Source organism: Marinobacter sp. R17, from assembly GCF_003789045.1.
Classification (GTDB): Bacteria; Pseudomonadota; Gammaproteobacteria; order Pseudomonadales; family Oleiphilaceae; genus Marinobacter_A; species Marinobacter_A mangrovi.
Genome location: NZ_RHGZ01000001.1, coordinates 1 through 20,538, shown reverse-complemented (window position 1 = coordinate 20,538; position 20,538 = coordinate 1). Strand labels below are relative to the sequence as shown.

The window sequence follows — 20,538 nt, the reverse complement described above, 5'->3', positions numbered from 1 at the left end:
GTAACAAATTGTATCCAGCACGCTGAAATTACGAGATTTTTGCCCTTATGGTCCAAACTGTATTAATCTAGTCGCTAAGCAGAACCGGGCACTTTCAGTGCGATATAACCGGTCGGAGACAACAAGAAAAACAGGGAGAACAACAACAGGAGTCTCTGGACAATGCGTGGATGATGACAGTCCGCTGTCATCGGGAGCATGGGACAGAAGACCAGACGCAACACCACACCCGCGATTGGCCTGGATCGCGACGTTTGATTGGGGCACATCTTGAAAACAATTCTCGACGTACAGGCGGCGAACGACGATTTCGCCGATCAGGCCCGTGCCGTGCCGTCCGGCGAGCTGATCCGGGATCTGCTCGGTCACCGGATCAAGGTACCGGCTGCACCCACTGACTTCCTGGCTCGACCTGGCCTGCAACAAACGATTGCGGAAGCGCTGCAGCCCGGCAGAACCCTGTTGCTTGAAGCGCCCGCCGGCTATGGGAAAACGCAGGCGTTACGGGAATGGGTCGTGGCCGCTGAGGCTGACCGGGTGGCCTGGCTCAGCATCGAATCACGAGACAACGACCCCCGGCGCCTGATGGCCCTGTTGGGTCTCGCCCTGGGACAGGATCAGCGGCAGGCCCAGGGGGCATTGCAGCGTGATCTTTATCCTGACCTTCTCAGTCTCTTGTTGCAGCGTTATGCCCGGGAATTTGACAAGAATCCTGCCAAGCTGCCGACCTGCATCGTTCTCGACAACGTACACTGGCTGGCCCATCCAGATGCCCGGGATCTGATTGAGCAGCTGGTCGCCGAGTTGCCGGATACGCTCGCACTGGTGCTTGTTTCCCGAGAACAGGTCACTTTCTCCACGCATAGTGCAGCTCTGAGCGGCCGGCTGACGCGGCTGGGTGCCGAGCATCTTCGTCTTTCTCTGGCCGAAACCGAGGCCCTGTTTGCCGGGGAACTGCAACAGGAACGCATCCGCCCGGCGGACGTCGAGCAGGTGCATCATCTCAGTGAGGGCTGGATGACGCCGTTGCAGTTGTTCCGGATGGAGCTGCAGGGCGACTCTGATACCCCGCGAACCATATTGGAAAGCCCGTCGGTTGCCCGTTTCTTTCGCGACGGTCTTCTGAGCGGTTCCAGCACCGTCGCCCAGGTGATGTTGTTCCACATGGCTGAGCCGGAACTCATCAGCGACGCGCTGCTACAGTCCCTTAATGAGGCGCTATTTGATCTGGAGCTTACGCCTTCCATGGCCTGCCAAAAGGGGCTGCCGATCTGGCCGGTCTCCGGTCAGGGGCGCTGGTATCGATTCAATCCCCTGTTCCGCGACTGGCTCCTGGGCAGGGAGCTGCATGGCCGGCAGGCGAGGGCATTGCGTGCCAGTCACTGGTTCGAAGCCCGGGGTGACCGCACCGAAGCACTGACACACGCGTTACGAGCCCAGGACGCCGACCGGGCCCTGGAGATAGCCGCCAGCGGGTCTGAAGCCTTGTTGGCCGGTCAGAACACCGGCGAGTTATTGAGCTGGCGCCAGCAGTTGCCGGCTCACCTGGTTGATAAGAGTCCTCGTCTGCGTCTGGTTTACGGCTGGGTGCATGCGATTGGTGGGCAGTTCAGTCAGGCCGAGAAGTTGATCGATGGCCTGCCGGAAGCCGAACGCGATGCGTTGGGCGGCCGCCTGATGACGTTGCGTGCGTTTATCCTGCGCGGGCGTGGTGCGATCGAACCGGCGCTTACGGTCGTGGATCAGGCCCTGGCCGATGCCGCGTTGTCTGATCACGCCCGACTGATGGCGTTGTGGATCCGCTCCAGTGCCCTTTGCGCCGGTGAGCGCTATGCCGAAGCGCGCAGTGCCAATCGACATGCGGCGCGGCTGGCCCGTGAATCCGGTGATCCGGGCAGCGAAATCCTGGCGGTTTACGATCATGCCCGGATTGAACTGGGCAAAGGCTATCTCAAGCGCGCCGAGACCCTGATTCGTCGCGGTATGGACGTTGCGCTCAACGCACCGTACCAACCTCCGCGAGTTGGCGAGAGCCGTTTGCAGCTCAGCTTGGCCCTGCTGCTCTGGCACCAGGGCCGCTGGCAGGAGGCCGAAGCCTGCCTGGTGCGCGCCGCGCGTCAGGCCGAGCACTGTCGCGATCTCGGGTTGCTGATGAACCTGGCATTGCGTGCGTTGATTGCCAAGTCCCGCGGCGAGCTGGAACAGGCTTTCAGCTGGATCGGGCAGGCCGAGCGCACCATGCAATTGTGGCAGGTGGATGATGTGGCCTACCGTCCGGTTCTGGAAGCGTTGAAGCTGTCCTGTTGGCTGCAGGGTGACCAACTGCAGCGCGTGGATTCCGCTCTGGGTTCTCTCGCGGTTGAGGGCCAGGAACCCTGCGTGCCCGAGCTGTTCCCCATGCTGCCCGGTTTGGTGGAAACCCTGCGGATTCGTCAGGAGATTGCCCGGGGAGACCTGGCCGCAGCCCAGGATCGCCTGTCGGCCTACAGCCAGGCGGTCGACGGTCTCGAGTTGCCGCTGGGACGGCTGATATACGGGCGAATTCTCCAGTCCCTGATCCACGACAAGGCCGGCAAACCGGACAAGGCCCTCGTCGCTCTGCGCGAAGCATTGCAAGAGGCGGCACGCGAGGAATACGTCAGTCCGTTCATCGAGATGGAGAGCGCGCTGCGCGAACTGCTGCCCAAGGTCCTGGCGTCTGCAGGCGAATCGCCCTTCTTTGATCGGCTACGGGCCTATTTCCGGGTCGAGAAACACCAGGCGTCGAAAGCCGGTGGCGAACTGGCTGAACCCATCAGTGATCGTGAACGAGGTGTGCTCGAGCTGATTGCCATCGGCCTGTCCAACCAGGACATTGCCGATCGGCTGCATATCTCGCTGCACACGGTAAAAACCCACGCAAGGCGACTCAACGCCAAACTGGGCGTGCGGTCAAGGACCCAGGCCATCGTCCGCGCGCGGGAGTTGGGTGTGCTCTAATATCGTCGGTTGGGCTGACGCAGGAAGCCCAACGATAAGCGGGCACTGGGTATTCCCTTAATCGTGGACCTGTTGGAAATGTGGGGTCTCAAAATCCGGTTTGGCGGCCATTGGATTGGATGAGATTGGCCGCAACCCGGTTTGTTGGGCTTCCTGCGTCAGCCCAACCTACGCTCGTTGCGCGCCGGAGTAGCCACTGGGGGTGTGGCACTGAAGCAAGATCAAACGAGCGTCGCCTCTTTCTTCGGAATCGCCGTATCCGAACCGGCATGCCCCATTAATCGGTCGATTCTGCGATCCTTCGCCAGCCACAGGTCATCGACCCAGGCCTGGAATTCCTTTCTCAGCTGCTCGTCACTGGTGTAGTCCATACCCAGGAAATGAGCCGGTATCTCAATGGTCCGAACGTCAACGATCACGCGCTTGATCCGGCCACAAAGATAGTCCCAGAACCCGTGTCGTCGATCGGGATAGACAATGGTGACGTCCAGCAGCGTGTGCAGTGTTTCGCCCATCGCGCCGAGTACGAAGGCCGTACCGCCGGCCCGGGGCCTCAGCAGGTGCTTATAAGGCGACTGTTGGGCATCGTGCTTGGCCTGGGTGAAACGAGTGCCTTCCATGAAATTGAAGACAGTCACCGGCGTGTAGTGAAACTTCTCGCAGGCGGCGCGGGTGGTTTCAAGGTCTTTGCCTTTCAGGCTCGGGTTTTTGGCCACCTGTTCCTTGGTGTAACGGCGCATGAAGGGGAAATCCAGAGCCCACCAGGCCACGCCCAGCAGGGGCACCCAGATCAACGCCTGCTTGAGGAAGAACTTGAGCAATGGAATGCGGTCGTTCAGGACGTACTGGATGACCGGAATGTCCGCCCAGGATTGGTGGTTGCACGTCACCAGATACCAATCGTCCTGCGACAGCGCGTCAACGCCCTCAACCTGCCACTCAATCCGATGGAATAGGTCGGCCAGACGGTTGTTGAAGCCAATCCAGAGGTAGGCGATCCAGCTCAGCACCACCGTGCAGCCGGCACGAACCGGGCGGATGGGAACGATCAGCTTGATGAACGCAAACAGCAGCAGTACCGGGAACAGGACCAGCGTGTCTGCGAGTATCAAAAGGGCAGCCAGGCACCCTTTGAGTGTCGCAGGCAGAAAGTTCAGCATGACATTGTCTCGTTGGCGATCAGAGCGAATCCTGAGGGATGTCTGGCTTTCTGGACTCGCCCATCAACTGGTTGGTTTTCGCGCGGGCCTGGTCGCGGATTGCCGGTGTGACATGGACACCGAGCGCGGCGAGTGCAGCCAACATGACTGAAATATCGTCTGTGTAACCCAGAACCGGTGTGAGGTCGGGGATGGCATCCACCAGGCTGATGAAATAGCCCAGGCTGCCGGAAATGACCGTCTTGCACCACAGCGGTGTCCCGGGTGCCCGCATTGTATAGAAGAGCGTCAGCCCCAGCTCCAACGGCTTTCGCCCGAGGTTGTAGGCGCCACGCCGCAATTTATCGCGAAACCCGGTTTCCGAGTAGTGTCCGGACCACTCGGCGATCCGGCTGCTTTCCGGTTGTGTCGTCACAGGTCAGCCCTCGCTTTTTGCAATGCCTCCCGGCGTAAACGCCGACTTGTCGCCGGTCGCCAGCTGAAGCAGTTCCGGCAGCGTATTGCTACTGCCAATCAATGCTTTGTATTCCTTGTCGTAGTATCCAAGGTTGTTGTGCCGGATCATAGCCTGGATTTCCTCGACGTAGGCCGCTCCGCGCTCGGAGTAGCCAATCAGCCCCTGAGCCAGTGCGATGCCGCCAGGGAAGCGATCCTTCGTGCGGGCCTGCTCGCGGGTGTTGCGCAGGGCCTGATAGCTGTCGTGACGATTGAGATTGGTGATGTAGGCCCGGATCGACTCATAGGGAGACGGGAACGCGGCGACCTCGTGCGTCGCACCCTCTACACGGCTGCGGGGCACCAGTCCGCAGCCTTTGGTGAAACACCACTGGCCGAACAGGTTATTCCCCTGGGTAGCAAAGCGTGAGGTGCCCCAGGCCGATTCGTTGGCCGCCTGGGCCAGAATCAGCGACGGCGGGATGACATCGAGGCGGCGGTTAAGCTTGTCGTACATTTCGGGTGAGGCGACCTCAGCGTCCACCCGCAGGCGCTTGGCCTGACGCTTCAGCCAGGCGCTTTCCTGATCGGTCAGCTCCGATTTGCCTTCCAGGATTTCCAGGTTGTCACGCAGCATCAGGACGCGCGTGTTGGCGAGAACAATGCGTGGATACAAGAAGGAGAAGAACGCGGCTTTCTTTTCGGCGGTGTCGTGATACCCGGAGAAGTCCGGCAGGTCCGCCATGGCCCAGTCCGGCAGCGGTGGCAATGCGTCCAGGGTCGCGTTGTCCTGGTCGTATTCCGGCTGGTAGTCGGCGGGCTTGTGGAATGCGCCCCATCCAAAAGCCAGGACCAGCGTAGCGGCCATGGCTGTCAGTTTTACACCTGCTGACATCACGTTCTCCCATTACTGCAGTATGACGCGTATTGTAACAGGTTACGTTTGGGGCACTGTTTGGTTCAGTTACAGTGGGTATATAGAGCGTTGTAAAGGCATCGCGAGTGACGCCCAGAATCTGTAGGTTGGGCTGACGCAGGAAGCCCAACAAACCAGGTTTGCGGCCAAACTCATCCAGCTCAATGGTTGCCAAATCGGTTTTTGAGCACCCATGATTCATGCATATCCGCGCTAACGGGAGCTTCCGGTGCTCACTTATTGTTGGGCTTCCTGCGTCAGCCCAACCTACGCTCTGGGGCTATTGTAGCGCTCTGTGTGCGTTCTTCTACTCCGGTTCCCGGGCACCCAGTAGCAGGCCGATGTACTCCTCGCCGGAGGCCTTCGTTTCACGGTACCGCAGCACCATAAATTCGCGGTCGCTGGACAGGTAGCCGTCCAGGGTGACCGAGCCGTCGCTGCTGTCGAACGTCAGCCGGTCATCGGATCGAGTGTAGGTCAGATCGATATTGGCGTCGCTGACCGACGTCGGTGTTTGTTGGCTTGTGGTGCTGATGGATTCCCTGATCTGGAAACCGGCCAGCGACACGGTGGCTTCCTCTGCTGAGACATCAATGATCGACAGCCGGCCACCATCCACCTGTCGCAGATACTGCTCGTCGTCGCCCAGGCCGGCGATGGTGCCAGACAGTCGGTACGTTGCTTCTTCTGGACCGCTGCTGCCTTTTTCCAGGGCAAACAGGATGCCTTGTCCATTCACTGGGTTGTCCAGGTTGAACGCCAACAGGCTGGCATCGGGATTGCTGGCGCCAATTCCTTCAACGCCGTAGAAACCGGTGGTGCTGCCATACAGCAGGTTAAGTCGGCCGGTATTGGCTTCACCGGCATTCAGTTGGGACGTGCGGTTGCCGACACTCGCGTTTTCGTCCCGGTTGGGTGCGGTCGTGTCGATGGCACCGCTGGCGTCCCTGCGAATGGCCTCTGCGGTGGCCGTCTGGTTGTAGTCGCCATTGCCCGAACCGCTCCAGTCGCCAATAAACGATTCGGCGCGGAAGGGGTAAGTACTGTCACCGAGTTGGGCGGAAAAGCTGATGACGTTGTAGCTGGAGTGCAGGGTACCTGTATCAAAATCATCACTTTGAGCGAGGCCCACGTCAAACGCGGACACGAAATAGCTTTCCAGTTCATCCTGGCGCTGATAGTTGCCGTCATTGTCCTGTTCCAGTTCGATGGCTTTGCCGGCACTGAAGTAGTTGGCCAGGAGCGTGTCCGGGTAGTCGTCGTCAGACAGCAGGATGTGCGCGTCCAGGAAGTAAGGATTGCGAGTCCAGCCCACGGGCAGAGCGCCGGTTTTGTCGGTGATGCTCTGGTAGAGCGAGGAGCCGGCCAGCAGCCGGTCCTGGTTGACGATGCTGGCGGCGCTGGGAGAGGTGGCATGGCTGTTGATTTCCCAGAAGCCCCGGCCCTTGGTGTCATAGAGACCGTTGTCGTATCGATCGAGGGTGGCGCGTTCGTAAGGGTAGTCGCTCGCCATCGAGGTCACGTTGATGCCGAAGACCGAGAAGGACGTCATGCTTAAACTGGAGTAAACATAAGAAACGCCGTTGCTCTCAAGGCGCTCCTCATAAGCACGCTGCGTGGCCCACTGTGCTGCGGTGCCGCTGGAAAAACGACTGCTGCGGCCCAGTTCCAGCCCGAAATAGACACCGTTCATATTGACCGAGTCGGCCGAAATGGCGCTGGTGGACACGGGGGACACCTGGGCCAGTTCCGCCATCCGTTCGACGTAGTTGGCCAGGTCTGTACGATTGGCCAGCAGGCTGACAGCGCCTTCCAGTGAGGTGCCGTCGGGAATGTTGATCTCGAAGTCCTGGATCTGGTCGGCCAGGGTCGACCAGACAAATTTGTTGATGCACAGACCTTCGCTGTCGGTGGACTCGACACAGTCCATGACGGCTGCAAATTCACTGCTGTTGTACCCGCCCAGTCCGTAGCGGACCACGTATTCGGAAAACGGGTTTACCTTGACGTCGCGATCGCGGTCCGTAGCAAAGGCCCGGATGCGGGTGCTGCCGTATTCCACCTCAATCAGCACGTCGGGGCCGACCGGCTGACCGTCCGGGAAATTAATGATGGTGTAGCCGTCGTCGTCCTGGCGCTGCTCCGTTTCGACGGTGCTGATTTTGGTCAACGTCTGGTTGGTTTTATAGACACTGACGCTGTCGGGTTGCACCAGATGCAGGTTGCGGCGAGACAACGGGGCATTGGGAGCCAGCGATTGAGGCACTTCCACCGTGATCCGGACCTCGCTCTTGGCCAGGCCTGATGAATTGTTCGAGTCACCCGTGCTGGATTCGGTGAAGTCTTCAGCGGGGTTTTTCTCGCCCGAGAAACTGTTGGGGCGGTCGCCGGCCCCCTGGACCGCGTCGTCTCCCCCGCCGCCACAGGCGGTCAGCAGGGTGGTGAGGGTAATGAAACTCAGCAGGCGCAGGGCAACAGACATAGAAATCGGGCATCCAGGATTTTTGAGTTCCCGGCAGATTAGCAGGACCGTTAACCCGAAAAAGTGAGGTTTGGCACGGAACGGAGAGGAAGGCTTATTTCGGCGTGTTGTGCGTTAGCGGGGGGAGATCGATAAGCCGAGAAATAAAAAACGGGATTCATCCGGAATCCCGTTTCTTGCTGAAAGCGCTCTGACGTTCGGGTTTTAGAAGTAGAGCTTCATACCGGCCATGGCGCCTTCATCCAGATCGATGTCGCCGCGGGGGTCGAGATCGGTGTTCAGGTAGCGGTAGCCAGCGAACAGTTCGGCGTTGCGGATGACCCGATAGCTGACCCGTCCTTCGAAACTGGTCATATCGTCGGAGTCCCCGAAGGACAGGATGCTGGGTGCATAGTGCAGGGCGCCGGTCACCGACAGGCCAGGAACGTTGGGGATGTTCATGGTGGCGAAACCACCGATGCCCACCGCGCCGCCATCAAAGTCGTCATCATCCCAGCCAATACCCTGAACGCCGATACCGGCGGTCGTTGGCAGGTTGCCCAGTGCCGTGCGGCCTTGCGCGTGCAGGTCCAGGTTGACGATGTGGCGGCTGCCTTCGTGGTAGGTGTAGCCGGCGCCGGCCTGGAGATCGGCGGTGTTCGGCATGAAGTCGATCTGGCCTTTGGCGGAATCGTTGGTCAGGCTGAGATCAAAATCGGCGGCCAGCGCCGGTGTGGCGGCCACGGACAGTGCCAGAATGGAAAGGCGGCAATATTTCATGGATTTACCCTTATCGTTCGTTGGTTCTGCGGCCCATAGTAGCCATGGGCTAAGGGCCTCTCAACTTAACATCTGGTCATTCAGCCGGGTCTTCCATGACGCCGATCAATGGGTTGCAGACGTATTAGTCTGAATCCCGATTGAGTCGTTCAGTGCTTCGGAAAGTCGTGCTCGTTGTCAGCGTCCGGAAATTCACCCGGGTCGGCGTCTTCAGCAGGGATTCGGAATTCCTCGTTGGCCCAGGCGCCCAGGTCAATCAGCTTGCAGCGCTCGCAGCAGAATGGCCGATAAGGATTGTTGACGTCCCACTCGACGTCGTTTTTGCAGGTTGGGCAGGTGACAAGCATGGATCTCTGACTACCGGTTGAGATTGCCCGTTCGCGTTGGGGAAATGTGTTCAACGCTTGGACGGGATGGACCAGACAAGCGCAACGAACTGATTTAACTGGCTATCTATTCGTTGTGCTCTGAGGTCTATGGTAACCGGCTCAGACGTCGATTGCACTCCGGCAGAACTGTTCGATCACGGCACGGAGCATCTCCATGTTCACGGGTTTGGCAACGAAGGCGTCCATACCCGCCCGGCGACAGCGCTCTTCGTCCTTTTCCATCGCGCTGGCGGTCAGCGCGATCACCGGCACGGCCGGCTGGTTGAGAGTGCGTTCGCGCTCACGCAGACGCCGGGTGGCTTCGTAACCATCGACCCGTGGCATCACGCAGTCCATGAAGATGATGTCGAATTCGTGCCACTGGATCAGGCCCAAGGCGGCTTCGCCATCGTTGGCTGTGGTGACCTCACACCCCAGCTTCTCCAAAAGTCGGCGGGTCAGTGTGCGGTTGACCGGATTGTCCTCGACCAGCAGAACGCGCATACGCTGGCTGGGCAATGGGTGCGGACTGCGCTGTTCCGGGCTGGGCTGCAGGGAGAATCGGGTCAGGAACGCGCGCTCGCCGCTGGCGCGATCGCTGAACATCTGGTGCAGGATCGGGGTCAGGCAGGATTCTCGTAGCGACTTGCTGAGGAAGCCGTCCGCGCCGGCCTGTCGGAAGTGTTCCGCGTCTCCGCGCTGCGGGTTGGAGGACAGCACAAGGATACGGGTATCCTTCCAGTCGGGATTTTCACGCACCTGCTGGCACAGGAGATCGCTGTCCATATCCGGGACGAAGCCGTCCAGGATCATGGCATCGAAGGGGACGCCGCTGTCACTGCTCTGGCGCAGGGTCAGCAGGGCTTCGGCGGCGGAGTGGACGGCTTCGATCTCCACCTCGTTGCGGGACAGCATCTCCAGGGTGATTTTGCGGGATAGCGCGTAGGAATCCACTACCAGCAGGCGTTTACCGCGGATCATGCGGGTGTCCGGGCGTACACGGGTGGTGCCTTCCGGCGCGGTGGCCAGGTCCAGTTCGATCCAGAATGTGGAGCCTTCGCCGGGGCAGCTCTGGACATCCAGGTGCCCGCCCATCAGTCCAATCAACTGCCGGCAGATGGTCAGCCCCAGGCCGGCTCCCGGCAACTGCCGGCGAAAACGTTGTCCCAACTGGACGTAGGGTTCATAGACCAGCGGCAGATCTTCAGCGTGGATGCCCACCCCGGTGTCTTCAACGGCAATGCGGAGCTGAATGCGGTCGTCCTTGTGGCCGAGCACTTCCAGATTGACCAGGACATGGCCTGAATCGGTGAACTTGATGGCGTTGGAGGTCAGGTTCAGCAGGATCTGGCGCAGGCGGATCGGATCCCCCCGCAGGGCGCTGGGCAGGTTCTCATCGACGCGCAACTCCAGCGCCAACCCTTTCTCCCGCGCCCGCTCGCCGAGCATGACCACCAGGTCATTCAGGGTGTCGCGCAGGTCGAACGGAATGTCCTCAAGCACCAGCTTGCCCGCTTCCATGCTGGAAATGTCCAGCAGGTCGTTGATGATGGCGGACAGGCTCTCGGCGGAGTTTTGCAGGGTTTTGACGAAATCCCGTTGCTCGTCGTCAAGTTGCGTATCTTCGAGCAGGCTGGCATAGCCCAGTACGGATTGCAGGGGCGTACGCAATTCATGGCTGACGTTGGCCAGGAACAGGTTCTTGGCATGGTTGGCCCGTACCGCTTCATCCCGTTCGTCCCTTGAGCGCAGGCTGGATTGGCGCAGGTCGCGTGCTTCTTCCAGCAGCTGGGCGCGCATGATGTTCAGTGCATGCTCGACTTCGCTGAGTTCATCGGCCCGGCGTGGTGGACGGCGTCGAAGCTTGAGCGGGGCGATCAGGGCATCGAAGTTGAGTCGTTTGATGTAATCGGAAATGGTTTCCAGGTGCCGGGTCAGGGTCAGGCGCACGATGACCAGCAGGCCCAGGGTGCCCAGCATCGCGATCATGCTCTGGAACAGCAGCAAAATCAGGCCGCGGCTGATCACCTCCTGGTAGACCGTGCTCAGGGACGAGCTGATGGTCAGCGTGCCCAGCTGTTGCCCCTGGTGTTCGCCGTCGCTCATCTTGATCGGGTAGGTCTGCTCAATGCGATCGTGATCGACCGGCTGGCCCGCGCGAAAGACATCGCCGGTTTCGGAACGGACTTCGGCGTACTGCATCGACGGGAAGGCGAGCAGTCCATCAAGACTGGTTTCCACGGCCTTGAAATCGAGCATCCAGAGATTGCTGCTCAGCACCGGTTGCAACATCTCCGCGGCGCGGTTCTGGACTTCCTGCAACTCACTCTTGCGACGGCCGAATTCACCCAGCATCTGGGCGCCCGTGGCGACAATGGAGAGCAGGAAACTGAAAATCAGGACGTAGACCAGCAGGCGTGCCGCGAGTGGCCGGACACCGAATTTCTTGAGGGATGTTCGTAATGCCACGCTACCGTTTCCCTGGTGAAGTGATGCGACTACGGCAAACCTGAGGCACCTGTGTCATGCCGGTGGCCCCTTTCTATACCCCGAATGCCCGGGTGTGTTCCGAGGCTACTTTATTACAGATGTCTTCTGCAGCCCTGTTCTGGCTGAAATCTCAGTCTAGCAGACTTATCGTCAAAACGGTCACGCCTGACTCGGTGAAGCGGAAGCGGACATTGTGGTCGTACAGATGCGCGCCATAGATCCGGTCCTCGATGCGCCCACGGCGAAATGACGGGCGCGGATCATAGGCCACCACATCTTCGATCAATGCGCGAAACTCAGGGTAGTGCTCGGGATCCAAAGCATTCAATTGGTCCTCGGCTTCTGCCGCAAACTCGACTGGCAAACGTTCGGTGGGCGGCGCTGAGGCCCATGGAATTTCCGCATCCGAGACCGCATCGGCAAACGGCAGGTAGGGCTTGATGTCGAGGATGGGCGTTCCCTCAATCAGGTCATGCTCCCGAATGCGCAGCACCAAATCGCCGTTATGCCGGCGTAGCCCTTCGTTGCGCACGACGGACAGGCCCAGGCTGTTGGGGCGGAAGGGCGAGCGGCTGGCAAACACGCCGACTTTTTTGTTGCCGCCGAGCCGGGGTGGGCGAATTGTCGGCCGCCATTCGGCTCTCACGGCTTCATGGAACTGGAACGTCAGCCAGAGATGGGAGCAGTCTTCGAGGCCCCGGAAGGCGTCTTCCCGATTGTAGGGCGGCTGGATGACCAGATCCGCCCAGGCGTGTCGGGTGAGGCCCGGCTGGCGGGGGACGCCGAACTTGTCCTGGAAGCAGGAGCGGGTGATCGCAATCGGTTCAAGCGTCAGGGCGTCCTGTGCCGGTCGGGATGGATGTCGGCTCATCGGATACTTCCGGCAAAATACATTTCGATACGAAAGGTGATGGACGTGGTTTCGCCGAAATTGTCGTCTCGGTAAAAGTTCACGGCCGGGATGGCCTCGCCATAAAGCCAGGTGCTGTAAAGACGATAACGGTAGGTGAAATCAACGAAGTATTCCGTCGGACGCCATGAGGGCTGGCTCTCGCCGAGGACGCCCATGCGGGGATTCAGTTCGGCCCGATTGTTGGGCCGACTGTAGAGGCTGAAGATCTCGGAAAACTCGAAATTCCGGTCGGAATGTACCCAGCGCAATTCAGAGGCGCTCCGGAACCGCCACTCTCCGTACAACCTGGAAAATCCCAGCCAGGTGCTTTCGCCCCAGCCGTCCTGGTGAAAATAATAAACCCGCTGGTCGATATCCAGGTCCCAGTCGTCGGCGAGGTCGAACCGCCCGCGGGAGCGTGCCCGCCAGAACGCATCCGGCGGCAGTCGCAGCCGGGCACCCACGTCGTTGGTCAGGTTCAATGTGTCCGTCAGATCCGTGATATAGCGCAAGGCACCGGTGGCCTCGGAGTCACTGCGTTCGTCTTCGGTCAGCTGGCGATCCCGATCCCGCTCAGACAGGGATTTTGTCTCCTCGCTGTCACTTTCCACGACCAGACGCAGTTTTTCTTCAACGGTGGGCAGATCCAGCTTGAAGCGGGCTTCCGGCTGGATTTGGGCCAAATTGCCGGTTTCCGAGCGGGTAGCGAAACCGATCCGCAGGTAGCTCTGGTTGTCTGGAAGGGCGAGCTGATCACCGGCCAGTGTCTGGTCGGCCCACGCGCCCATGTTCTGGACTTGTTTGGAGCGTTCTTCGTGCTGGCGGATGATCCACTCTGACGTATCCAGCCACCAGGAGTCCTGCGGCTGCGTGTAACGCTGGTCCTCAGTGTAGGTAAAAAAATCCGCATCAAGCGCGTCCATTCGCAAAGGAGAAACGAACGGCTCTTCCCGATCCGCCATGCTGCCCAGGGCGGCCAAGGGTAGGGTGGTGAGGCAAAGAAAGAGCGTCTTGGTGTAGCTGGTTGGACGCACTCTATTCCTGGAAACGATCCATTTCATGCCGAAGCGCTTCCGCCTGTTGTTGCAATACCGCTGGCTTCTGGCGAGGACCGAACAAGCCAGTCACGTGCAGCAGAAGACGTCCCATGGATTTCAGGTTGTCCCGGGATTCCCGGGGAATGACGTGGATATGAGCATGCGGCACCGTCTGGTTTGCTGCCTTGCCATCGTTCAGGAGAATATGGGTTCCCTTCAGTCCCCAACCGAGTTGGCGTTGTGCCTTGAGTACCCGGCGAGCAACCTGGAACAGTCGATCCTGAAAAGCACCGTCCAGCTCGGTTATCTGAACCGCATGTTGTTTCGGAATAACAAGAACGTGGCCCCGTCCAAGCGGATGGATATCCATGAAAGCGCTGCATTCAGCATCTTCGTAGACCAGGGCGTGGGGCGCTTCATTGGCCGCGATCTGGCAAAAAATGCAGGGCTTGCTCATGAATGTTGATCCACAGAATTCGCGTCCAGCAATGCGTGAAGCGCCTTGACCTCGTCTTCGACCACCGCGAGAGGTTGGGTGTTATCAACCACGTGATCGGCTTTCTGGAGTCGATCCTCCCGGGGCATCTGTGCGGCAATGATGCGCTCCACCTGGTCTCGATTGTTCTGATCGCGACTCATGGTGCGTTCGATCTGGGTTTCAACAGGCACGTCCACCACAATCACCTCATCCGTCAACTGATGCTGATCGGTTTCCAGGAGCAGCGGAGAAACCAGCAGGACATACTGGTGAGGATAGTCCGACGGAGCGGGTTCATCATCCAGCCAGAGCTGGCGTCTGATTTCGTTTCGAATGATGGGATGGAGCAGATTCTCCAGCCATTCCCGCTCGGCTGGCGCTTCAAACACGATCTGCCGCAAGGCCGCGCGATCCAATGCTCCTTCGGACGTCAGGATATTCTTGCCAAAGTGCTCAGCAATCCGGGCCAGCGCCTGCGTTCCGGGCTCCACGACTTCACGAGCAACAATGTCGGCATCCACGGCGTGGACACCCAACTCCTGGAAGAAACGAGCGACCGTGGATTTGCCACTGCCAATACCGCCCGTCAGACCGATGACTCTCAATGGATAGACCTGTTGTTATACTTTGAGGAAGTTGACCCAGGCTGCCGTCATCTCCGGACCGAACCAGAGTGCAAGCAGGCCGGCGATCGCCAGATAGGGCCCAAACGGAATCGGTACCTCGCGCCCATGGCCACGGAAAACGATCAGACTGATGCCGATGACGGCACCCACCACGGACGATAGCAGAATCACCGCTGGCAGCAATTGCCATCCCAGCCAGGCCCCCAGGGCGCCTAACAGCTTGAAGTCACCATGCCCCATGCCCTCCTTGCCTGTTACCAGCTTGAACAGCCAGTAGATGGACCAGAGGGATAGATAACCAAAGATCGCCCCCCAGAAGGCGCTGCTGAAATCGGTCAGTACTCCGAAGTAGTTGAGAATAAGACCCAGCCAGAGCAGGGGAAGGGTGATGCTGTCCGGTAGAAGCTGGGTATCGAAATCGATCACGGTCAGGGCGATCAATGCCCACACCAGAACCAGCGCCCAAAGCCCCTTCTCGCCGGCGCCCAGCCAGGCCACGGTAAAGACCGACAGAATGGCAGTGGCGGCTTCAATAAGCGGATAGCGAATCGAAATCGGTGCTTTGCAGGAGGCGCACTTGCCACCAAGGAACAGGTAGCTGATGACCGGGATGTTTTCCCAGGGCTTGATCTCGTGCCCGCATTTTGGGCAGGTTGAGTTTGGAGAGGAAAGGGTGAATTTCTTCTCCGGCTTTCGCTCGCCTTCTGGAATTTCCAAAAACTCCTCGCATTGGCAGCGCCAGTCCTGCTCCATCATTTTGGGGAGGCGGAGGATGACGACGTTTAGGAAGGAGCCGATGCAGAGGGAGAGAAAGATCAGGATCGGGTAGAGATAGGCTGGATAATCAAGTAGTGCTACGAGGGTGGGCATGAACGGCCTTGGTTTACAGGTTCCGAGTATCTTGACAGCTCACAAGAGTCGCCCGGCAATGATAGTCCTGCCGGGCGGTTCTGGCTTCAGCGTTATAAAGCGTTAGACAACTTGGCCCATTTGGAATATTGGCAGGTACATGCCAACTATTAGACCGCCCACTAGCACGCCTAGAACTGACATGATAAGTGGCTCCATGAGAGACGTAAGGTTGTCAACCATATCATCAACCACTGCTTCGTAGTGTTCTGCAACTTTACCTAACATGGCATCCAAATTGCCCGACTCTTCGCCGATGGAAGTTAACTGAATTGCCATCACGGGAAAGACACCGACTGATCTCATTGCCGCTTGTAGCTGAGTACCGCTCGAAACCTCACTCTGTATTTTGAGAATTGCATCTCTGTAAACAGCATTGCCTGTCGCTCCTGCAACTGATTCCAGTGCGTCGACAAGCGGAACACCGGCGGCAAAAGTGGTCGACAACACTCTCCCAAATTTTGCTACCGCAGATTTATCTATGATTTCACCCACAACCGGGATCCGTAATAAATACTTTTCTACGGCGTCAGAAAACTTTTGAGAACGACGCTTAGCTTCCTTGAACAGATAGATTGAGGAAGCAGCCGCCAATAATATAATGAACCACCATGATTGCATCCATTCTGACAAGTTCACAATAAACTGTGTGAACATTGGAAGTTCCGCGCCAAATCCTTCGAAAAGGCTCTGGAACTGAGGCACAACTTTCACCAGAAGGATCCCGGTGACGACAATAGCTACAGCTACTACGGCGGCTGGATATGTCATCGCCTTTTTTACTTTCTTCTTTAATAGTTCTGTCTTTTCCAAGTATGTGGCCACACGGTCAAGCATATGTTCCAGTGCGCCGGATTTCTCACCAGAATCAATTAGATTGCAGTAAAGGTCATCAAAATATTTTGGGTGCTTTCTGAGTGAACTAGCAAAGCCCGTACCCGCAGCAATATCGTTCCTAATGGCTAATACCAGATCTTGCAGCGACTTATGCTCCATGCCTTCTGCAACAATATCAAAGCTTTGCACTAATGGAACGCCTGCTTTCATCATGGTTGCAAGTTGACGTGTTAGTAGAGCAATATCGAATGGGGATATTTTTTTTCCGCTCCCAAACAAAGGCTTCGGCTTCTTTTTTACCTTGTCAGGAACAATGCCTTGTTTTCGAAGCTGAGCCTTCACCAGAGCTATGCTCGGGCCGGATAATTCTCCATTAACTTTGTTCCCACGGCGATCTTTGCCATGCCAGACAAAAGTTGCTAATTTCTGTGCGTTCGCTGCCATTGTCAATCCTTCGTCACGCGGTTCGCTTCCTCGAGGCTTGTCACGCCATCCATGACCTTCTTGAGGCCGGACTGCCTGAGGTTCGCGAAGCCTTCCGCCTGCGCTTGTTTTGCGATCTTAATCGAACTCGCCTCTTCCATAATCATGTTGGCGAGGTTGTCGGTGACCTTGACGACTTCGTAGATGCCGACGCGGCCTTTATACCCACCATTGCATTTATCACAGCCCTTGGGGCGGTACAAAGTAAAGCCTGTTTCAATTTGTTGCTCTGTGAAGCCTTCCTTCAATAGCACGTCTTTCGGAATGTCGGCCGGCTCCTTGCAACTACAGAGGCGGCGAGCCAGCCGCTGGGCGATGATCAGACTGACGGAGGTGGCGATGTTAAAGGCGGGAACTCCCATGTTCATCATGCGGGTGAGGGTTTCCGGTGCGCTATTCGTGTGCAGTGTGGATAGAACCAAGTGGCCAGTCTGGGCGGCCTTGATTGCGATGTTCGCGGTTTCGAGATCCCGAATCTCGCCAACCATGATGACATCCGGATCCTGCCTCAGGAACGCGCGCAGCGCTTCAGCGAAGCCTAGGCCAACCTTATTATTGACGTTAACCTGGTTGATGCCCTCCAGATTGATTTCTGCTGGGTCTTCAGCTGTGGAAATGTTGCGCTCTTGCGTATTCAGGATGTTCAGGCCTGTGTAAAGGGATACCGTTTTACCGGAGCCGGTTGGGCCAGTTACCAAAATCATACCCTGAGGCTGTTCGAGGGCCTCCATATACATCTGCTTTTGCTCGTCCTCGTAGCCCAGAGCATCAATCCCCAGTTTCGCCGAACTTGGATCAAGGATACGAAGGACGATTTTCTCGCCCCAAAGCGTCGGAAGCGTATTGACCCGAAAATCGATGGCCTTGGTCTTGGACAGCTTCATCTTGATCCGACCGTCCTGCGGCACCCGACGCTCGGAAATATCGAGCTGGGCCATGATCTTTACACGAGCCGCGATTTTCGGGGCCAGCTTTATGGATGGTTTGGAGACTTCTTTGAGGATGCCGTCTGTCCGCGTTCTTACGCGATAAACTTTTTCATAGGGTTCGAAGTGAATGTCAGATGCACCGCCTCGAATAGCATCCAAGAGAACCTTATTGACGTATTTTACAATAGGTGCGTCATCGACATCCGATGCGGCAACCGCAGCGTCGTCGTTATCCTCTTCGCCCCCTTCAATATCGATGTCTTCAAGGTCCCCATCTTCCAGGTCTCCCATGGATGTCTCATGGGATTCCAGGTAGCGGTCGATCAACTCCCGAAGCTTGGCATCATCAACCAGGATGGCATCCGTGCTTAGCCCCGTATTGAACTTGATCTCATCCAGCGCCTGGATGTTGGTGGGGTCGGATACGGCTATAAACAGCCGCTTGCCTCGCTTGTAGAGGGGGAGAGCGTTGTGCTTGCGAACCAGCTTTTCGTCGACAATCTTCTCAGGAAGCATCTCCGGGGAGAATGAGCTTAGGTCGAGAACAGAAACTCCGAATTCCATTGCGGCTGAGAATGCGAGCCCCCGACTATCAGCCAGGTTGTTCTGGACCAGATAGGTGATCAGCGGGATTTTGTTGTTGGAAGCTTGAATAAAGGCATCGCGCGCCGCAGCTTCATCCAGGAGACCGTCCTCGACAAATCGGCGAGCGAGTCCGGTCAGGGTAACGTTTTGATTGCTTGGAGGCATAAATTTGAGTGCTGTCGACAGGTTGCTGAATGTTTCTGACGCTCAAGTTTAGATCGGACCTAAATGTTTTGAAAGGTTCGTTTGTAGTCATGTCAGCCCTCTCGGTCGCAAATTTATCAGGGTGACAAAAAACGTCAGTAGTCGGCGCCGTATGTCACTGCCATCCAAGGGTCGTGGCACAGTTTTAGGGTTTTTGTTTTAAAATAAATTGATTTTATTGAATTTTATTGGTGTGGCATGGTTCGTGCTTTATTTTGCGCAGGCTTCCCCGACCGGGGCGTCAAATGAAAGAGATAATGCGGAGATTTATATGAAGCGCGTACAACAGGGTTTTACTTTGATTGAATTGATGATCGTTGTTGCGATTATCGGTATTCTGGCCGCGGTGGCGATCCCTGCCTATCAGGATTACACCCAGCGCTCAGAGGTCGCTGGTGCGGCAGGTGGTATTGCAGGTGTTAAAACTGCTGTTGCACTCTGCTTTCAGCAGGAAGGTGCACTTGGAACATGTGATAATGGGTATAATAATAACGAGATTCCCCCCGCGATCACGGCGGGTAATGACGGCGCAACTATTAATTATATAGACGCCATGAGTGTTACCGATGGAGTGATTTCAATAACAACAACGGCTACTGATGCAGGCGGAATTAACCTGACTCTCTTGTGGACTCCAATGCCGTTTGATTCCACAAATGGTACAGCTCCAACCGGTGCTATTCAGTGGGTGATGTCAGGCACAGGTTGTCGTGATGATGTTGCTGCTGTTGCGGGGGTTGGCAACAACCCGGCTGTTGCTGCGACTACTGGTACTGCGGGTCGTGGCATTGATTGTACTGGCAATTGATAGTGGCAAGCTTGGTTTGATTGAGTAGATACTGTTAATCATGCTCTAAGCTGAAATGTATTAGTCATATTTAGCAAGCCAATGCCAAGCTTGGACTGGGAACCTCTCGCTGCAAAGGTGAGGGGTTCTTTTCGTGGTGGCAAGCTAATCCTTGGTAGTATTTTAAGGTCTTCCTCAGCGACAACAGGTGAAATGCCGTCGTTGAACCCATGGGGTCGTTGCCGGTGTAGTAGTCCATCAGATAGCCACCAACATCCTTTTTAGCCTCGGGCAGGTTCCGATATCCAAAGGCCGGTATCCATTCCGATTTCAGACTCCGGAACAGCCTCTTCATCGGAGGATTGTCCCAGCAGTTGCCGCGCCGGCTCATGCTTTGCGTCATTCGATAGCGCCAGAGCCGCTGACGGAACTTGCGGCTGGCGTACTGACTGCCCTGGTCCGAGTGGAACATGACTTTCTCCGGTCGACCACGCTGTTCCCAGGCGTGGTCCAGAGCTTTGACAACCAGGTCGGCATCAGGACTGGATGACATGGCCCAACCAACAACCCGGCGGGCATACAGATCCAGCACCACAGCCAGATAACTCCATCGCTGGCCGCTCCAGATGTAAGTGATATCACCGCACCAGACCTCGTTAGGCCGTTCTGCTGCAAACTCACGATCCAGATGGTTCGGGATATCCGGTCGCTCAACGGTCGCCTGCGTGTAGGCGTGAGGCCCCGGCTGCTTACAGATCAGCCCCAGCTCACTCATCAATCGTCGAACCTTGAAGCGCCCGATGACAACGCCGTCGTCATTGAGCATGCCCTTGATCGTTCTACTGCCGGCAGAGCTGCGGCTCTTGTTAAACAGGCGGTTGACCTGAGCCTTCAGGGCCAAGCGTTCTACATCCACACGGTTCCGCCGTTGGCGGTATTCGTAGTAGCTGGAACGGCTGACTTCAAACGCTTCACAGACCCGTTCAATCGACTCCTGCTCTCCCAACCGGTCTATCAGCGCGTACGATTCATGTCGTCCGACATCAAGAGAGCTGTGGTGAGTTCAACCGGTCAACGCAAATATGCTTTGCAGCTTCTCCACAGGTGTCAGGTAGTCGAGTGTTTTCCTCGGTCGTTCATTCAGCTTCCTTGCAAATTCATTTAACTGCTTCTGGGAATAGC

At 57.3% G+C, this 20,538-nt stretch carries 16 protein-coding genes and 1 pseudogene; 2 read left to right on the top strand and 15 right to left on the bottom strand.

Annotation, left to right across the window (positions count from 1 at the left end):
• Nucleotides 1-270 precede the first annotated feature (270 nt).
• Nucleotides 271-2,979 carry a LuxR C-terminal-related transcriptional regulator gene (locus EB809_RS00090; protein ID WP_123632537.1) on the top strand — a complete coding sequence of 903 codons (2,709 nt, stop codon included), beginning with the start codon at nucleotides 271-273 and terminating at the stop codon, nucleotides 2,977-2,979.
• Nucleotides 2,980-3,200: 221 nt separating this feature from the next.
• Here the strand turns inward: EB809_RS00090 and EB809_RS00085 are convergent, their stop codons facing one another.
• The 14 genes from EB809_RS00085 to pilB all read right to left on the bottom strand — a co-directional run bounded on the left by EB809_RS00085 (nucleotide 3,201) and on the right by pilB (nucleotide 18,530).
• Nucleotides 3,201-4,139 (bottom strand): acyltransferase, encoded by a 939-nt coding sequence (locus EB809_RS00085; RefSeq protein WP_123632536.1) that lies wholly within the window; start codon nucleotides 4,137-4,139, stop codon nucleotides 3,201-3,203.
• Between the two features lie 19 nt (nucleotides 4,140-4,158).
• Nucleotides 4,159-4,554, bottom strand: coding sequence for a YkvA family protein (locus EB809_RS00080; RefSeq protein WP_223807750.1), 396 nt, complete (start codon nucleotides 4,552-4,554; stop codon nucleotides 4,159-4,161).
• 3 nt (nucleotides 4,555-4,557) lie between these two features.
• Complete coding sequence (locus EB809_RS00075; RefSeq protein WP_123632535.1) at nucleotides 4,558-5,469, bottom strand: glucosaminidase domain-containing protein; 912 nt, start codon at nucleotides 5,467-5,469, stop codon at nucleotides 4,558-4,560.
• A gap of 328 nt (nucleotides 5,470-5,797) precedes the next feature.
• Entirely contained in the window at nucleotides 5,798-7,972 is a 2,175-nt protein-coding gene (locus tag EB809_RS00070) for a hypothetical protein (protein WP_123632534.1), read from the bottom strand.
• 204 nt (nucleotides 7,973-8,176) lie between these two features.
• Nucleotides 8,177-8,731, bottom strand: a complete 555-nt coding sequence (locus EB809_RS00065) for a YfaZ family outer membrane protein (RefSeq protein ID WP_123632533.1) — start codon at nucleotides 8,729-8,731, stop codon at nucleotides 8,177-8,179.
• 149 nt (nucleotides 8,732-8,880) lie between these two features.
• A complete protein-coding gene (yacG, locus tag EB809_RS00060) occupies nucleotides 8,881-9,078 on the bottom strand; it encodes a DNA gyrase inhibitor YacG (RefSeq protein WP_123632532.1) in 198 nt (65 codons plus the stop codon).
• A gap of 141 nt (nucleotides 9,079-9,219) precedes the next feature.
• Nucleotides 9,220-11,568, bottom strand: a complete 2,349-nt coding sequence (locus EB809_RS00055) for a response regulator (RefSeq protein WP_317848685.1) — start codon at nucleotides 11,566-11,568, stop codon at nucleotides 9,220-9,222.
• Between the two features lie 151 nt (nucleotides 11,569-11,719).
• Nucleotides 11,720-12,460, bottom strand: a complete 741-nt coding sequence (gene tsaA, locus EB809_RS00050) for a tRNA (N6-threonylcarbamoyladenosine(37)-N6)-methyltransferase TrmO (RefSeq protein ID WP_123632531.1) — start codon at nucleotides 12,458-12,460, stop codon at nucleotides 11,720-11,722.
• Nucleotides 12,457-13,515, bottom strand: a complete 1,059-nt coding sequence (locus tag EB809_RS00045) for a hypothetical protein (protein ID WP_223807749.1) — start codon at nucleotides 13,513-13,515, stop codon at nucleotides 12,457-12,459. The genes tsaA and EB809_RS00045 overlap by 4 nt, the downstream gene beginning before the upstream one ends.
• Before the next feature lies 1 nt (nucleotide 13,516).
• Nucleotides 13,517-13,975, bottom strand: coding sequence for an HIT family protein (locus tag EB809_RS00040; RefSeq protein WP_123632530.1), 459 nt, complete (start codon nucleotides 13,973-13,975; stop codon nucleotides 13,517-13,519).
• The gene (gene coaE, locus EB809_RS00035; RefSeq protein ID WP_123632529.1) at nucleotides 13,972-14,601 is read right to left on the bottom strand and encodes a dephospho-CoA kinase; all 630 of its coding nucleotides are present in this window, start codon (nucleotides 14,599-14,601) and stop codon (nucleotides 13,972-13,974) included. Before coaE ends, EB809_RS00040 begins: the two co-directional genes overlap by 4 nt.
• A gap of 15 nt (nucleotides 14,602-14,616) precedes the next feature.
• On the bottom strand, nucleotides 14,617-15,492 hold the full coding sequence (locus EB809_RS00030) for a prepilin peptidase (RefSeq protein WP_123632528.1): 876 nt from the start codon (nucleotides 15,490-15,492) through the stop codon (nucleotides 14,617-14,619).
• Nucleotides 15,493-15,594: 102 nt separating this feature from the next.
• Complete coding sequence (locus tag EB809_RS00025; protein WP_123632527.1) at nucleotides 15,595-16,812, bottom strand: type II secretion system F family protein; 1,218 nt, start codon at nucleotides 16,810-16,812, stop codon at nucleotides 15,595-15,597.
• A 2-nt stretch (nucleotides 16,813-16,814) separates the two neighbouring features.
• Complete coding sequence (pilB, locus tag EB809_RS00020) at nucleotides 16,815-18,530, bottom strand: type IV-A pilus assembly ATPase PilB (protein ID WP_123632526.1); 1,716 nt, start codon at nucleotides 18,528-18,530, stop codon at nucleotides 16,815-16,817.
• Between the two features lie 310 nt (nucleotides 18,531-18,840).
• On the opposite strand from pilB, the gene EB809_RS21210 reads away from it, so the two are divergent.
• Complete coding sequence (locus EB809_RS21210) at nucleotides 18,841-19,377, top strand: prepilin-type N-terminal cleavage/methylation domain-containing protein (protein WP_123632525.1); 537 nt, start codon at nucleotides 18,841-18,843, stop codon at nucleotides 19,375-19,377.
• 170 nt (nucleotides 19,378-19,547) lie between these two features.
• On the opposite strand, the pseudogene EB809_RS00010 reads toward EB809_RS21210, so the two are convergent.
• Nucleotides 19,548-20,413: pseudogene (locus EB809_RS00010) on the bottom strand (IS3 family transposase); the annotation flags it as partial.
• Nucleotides 20,414-20,538: the final 125 nt, after the last annotated feature.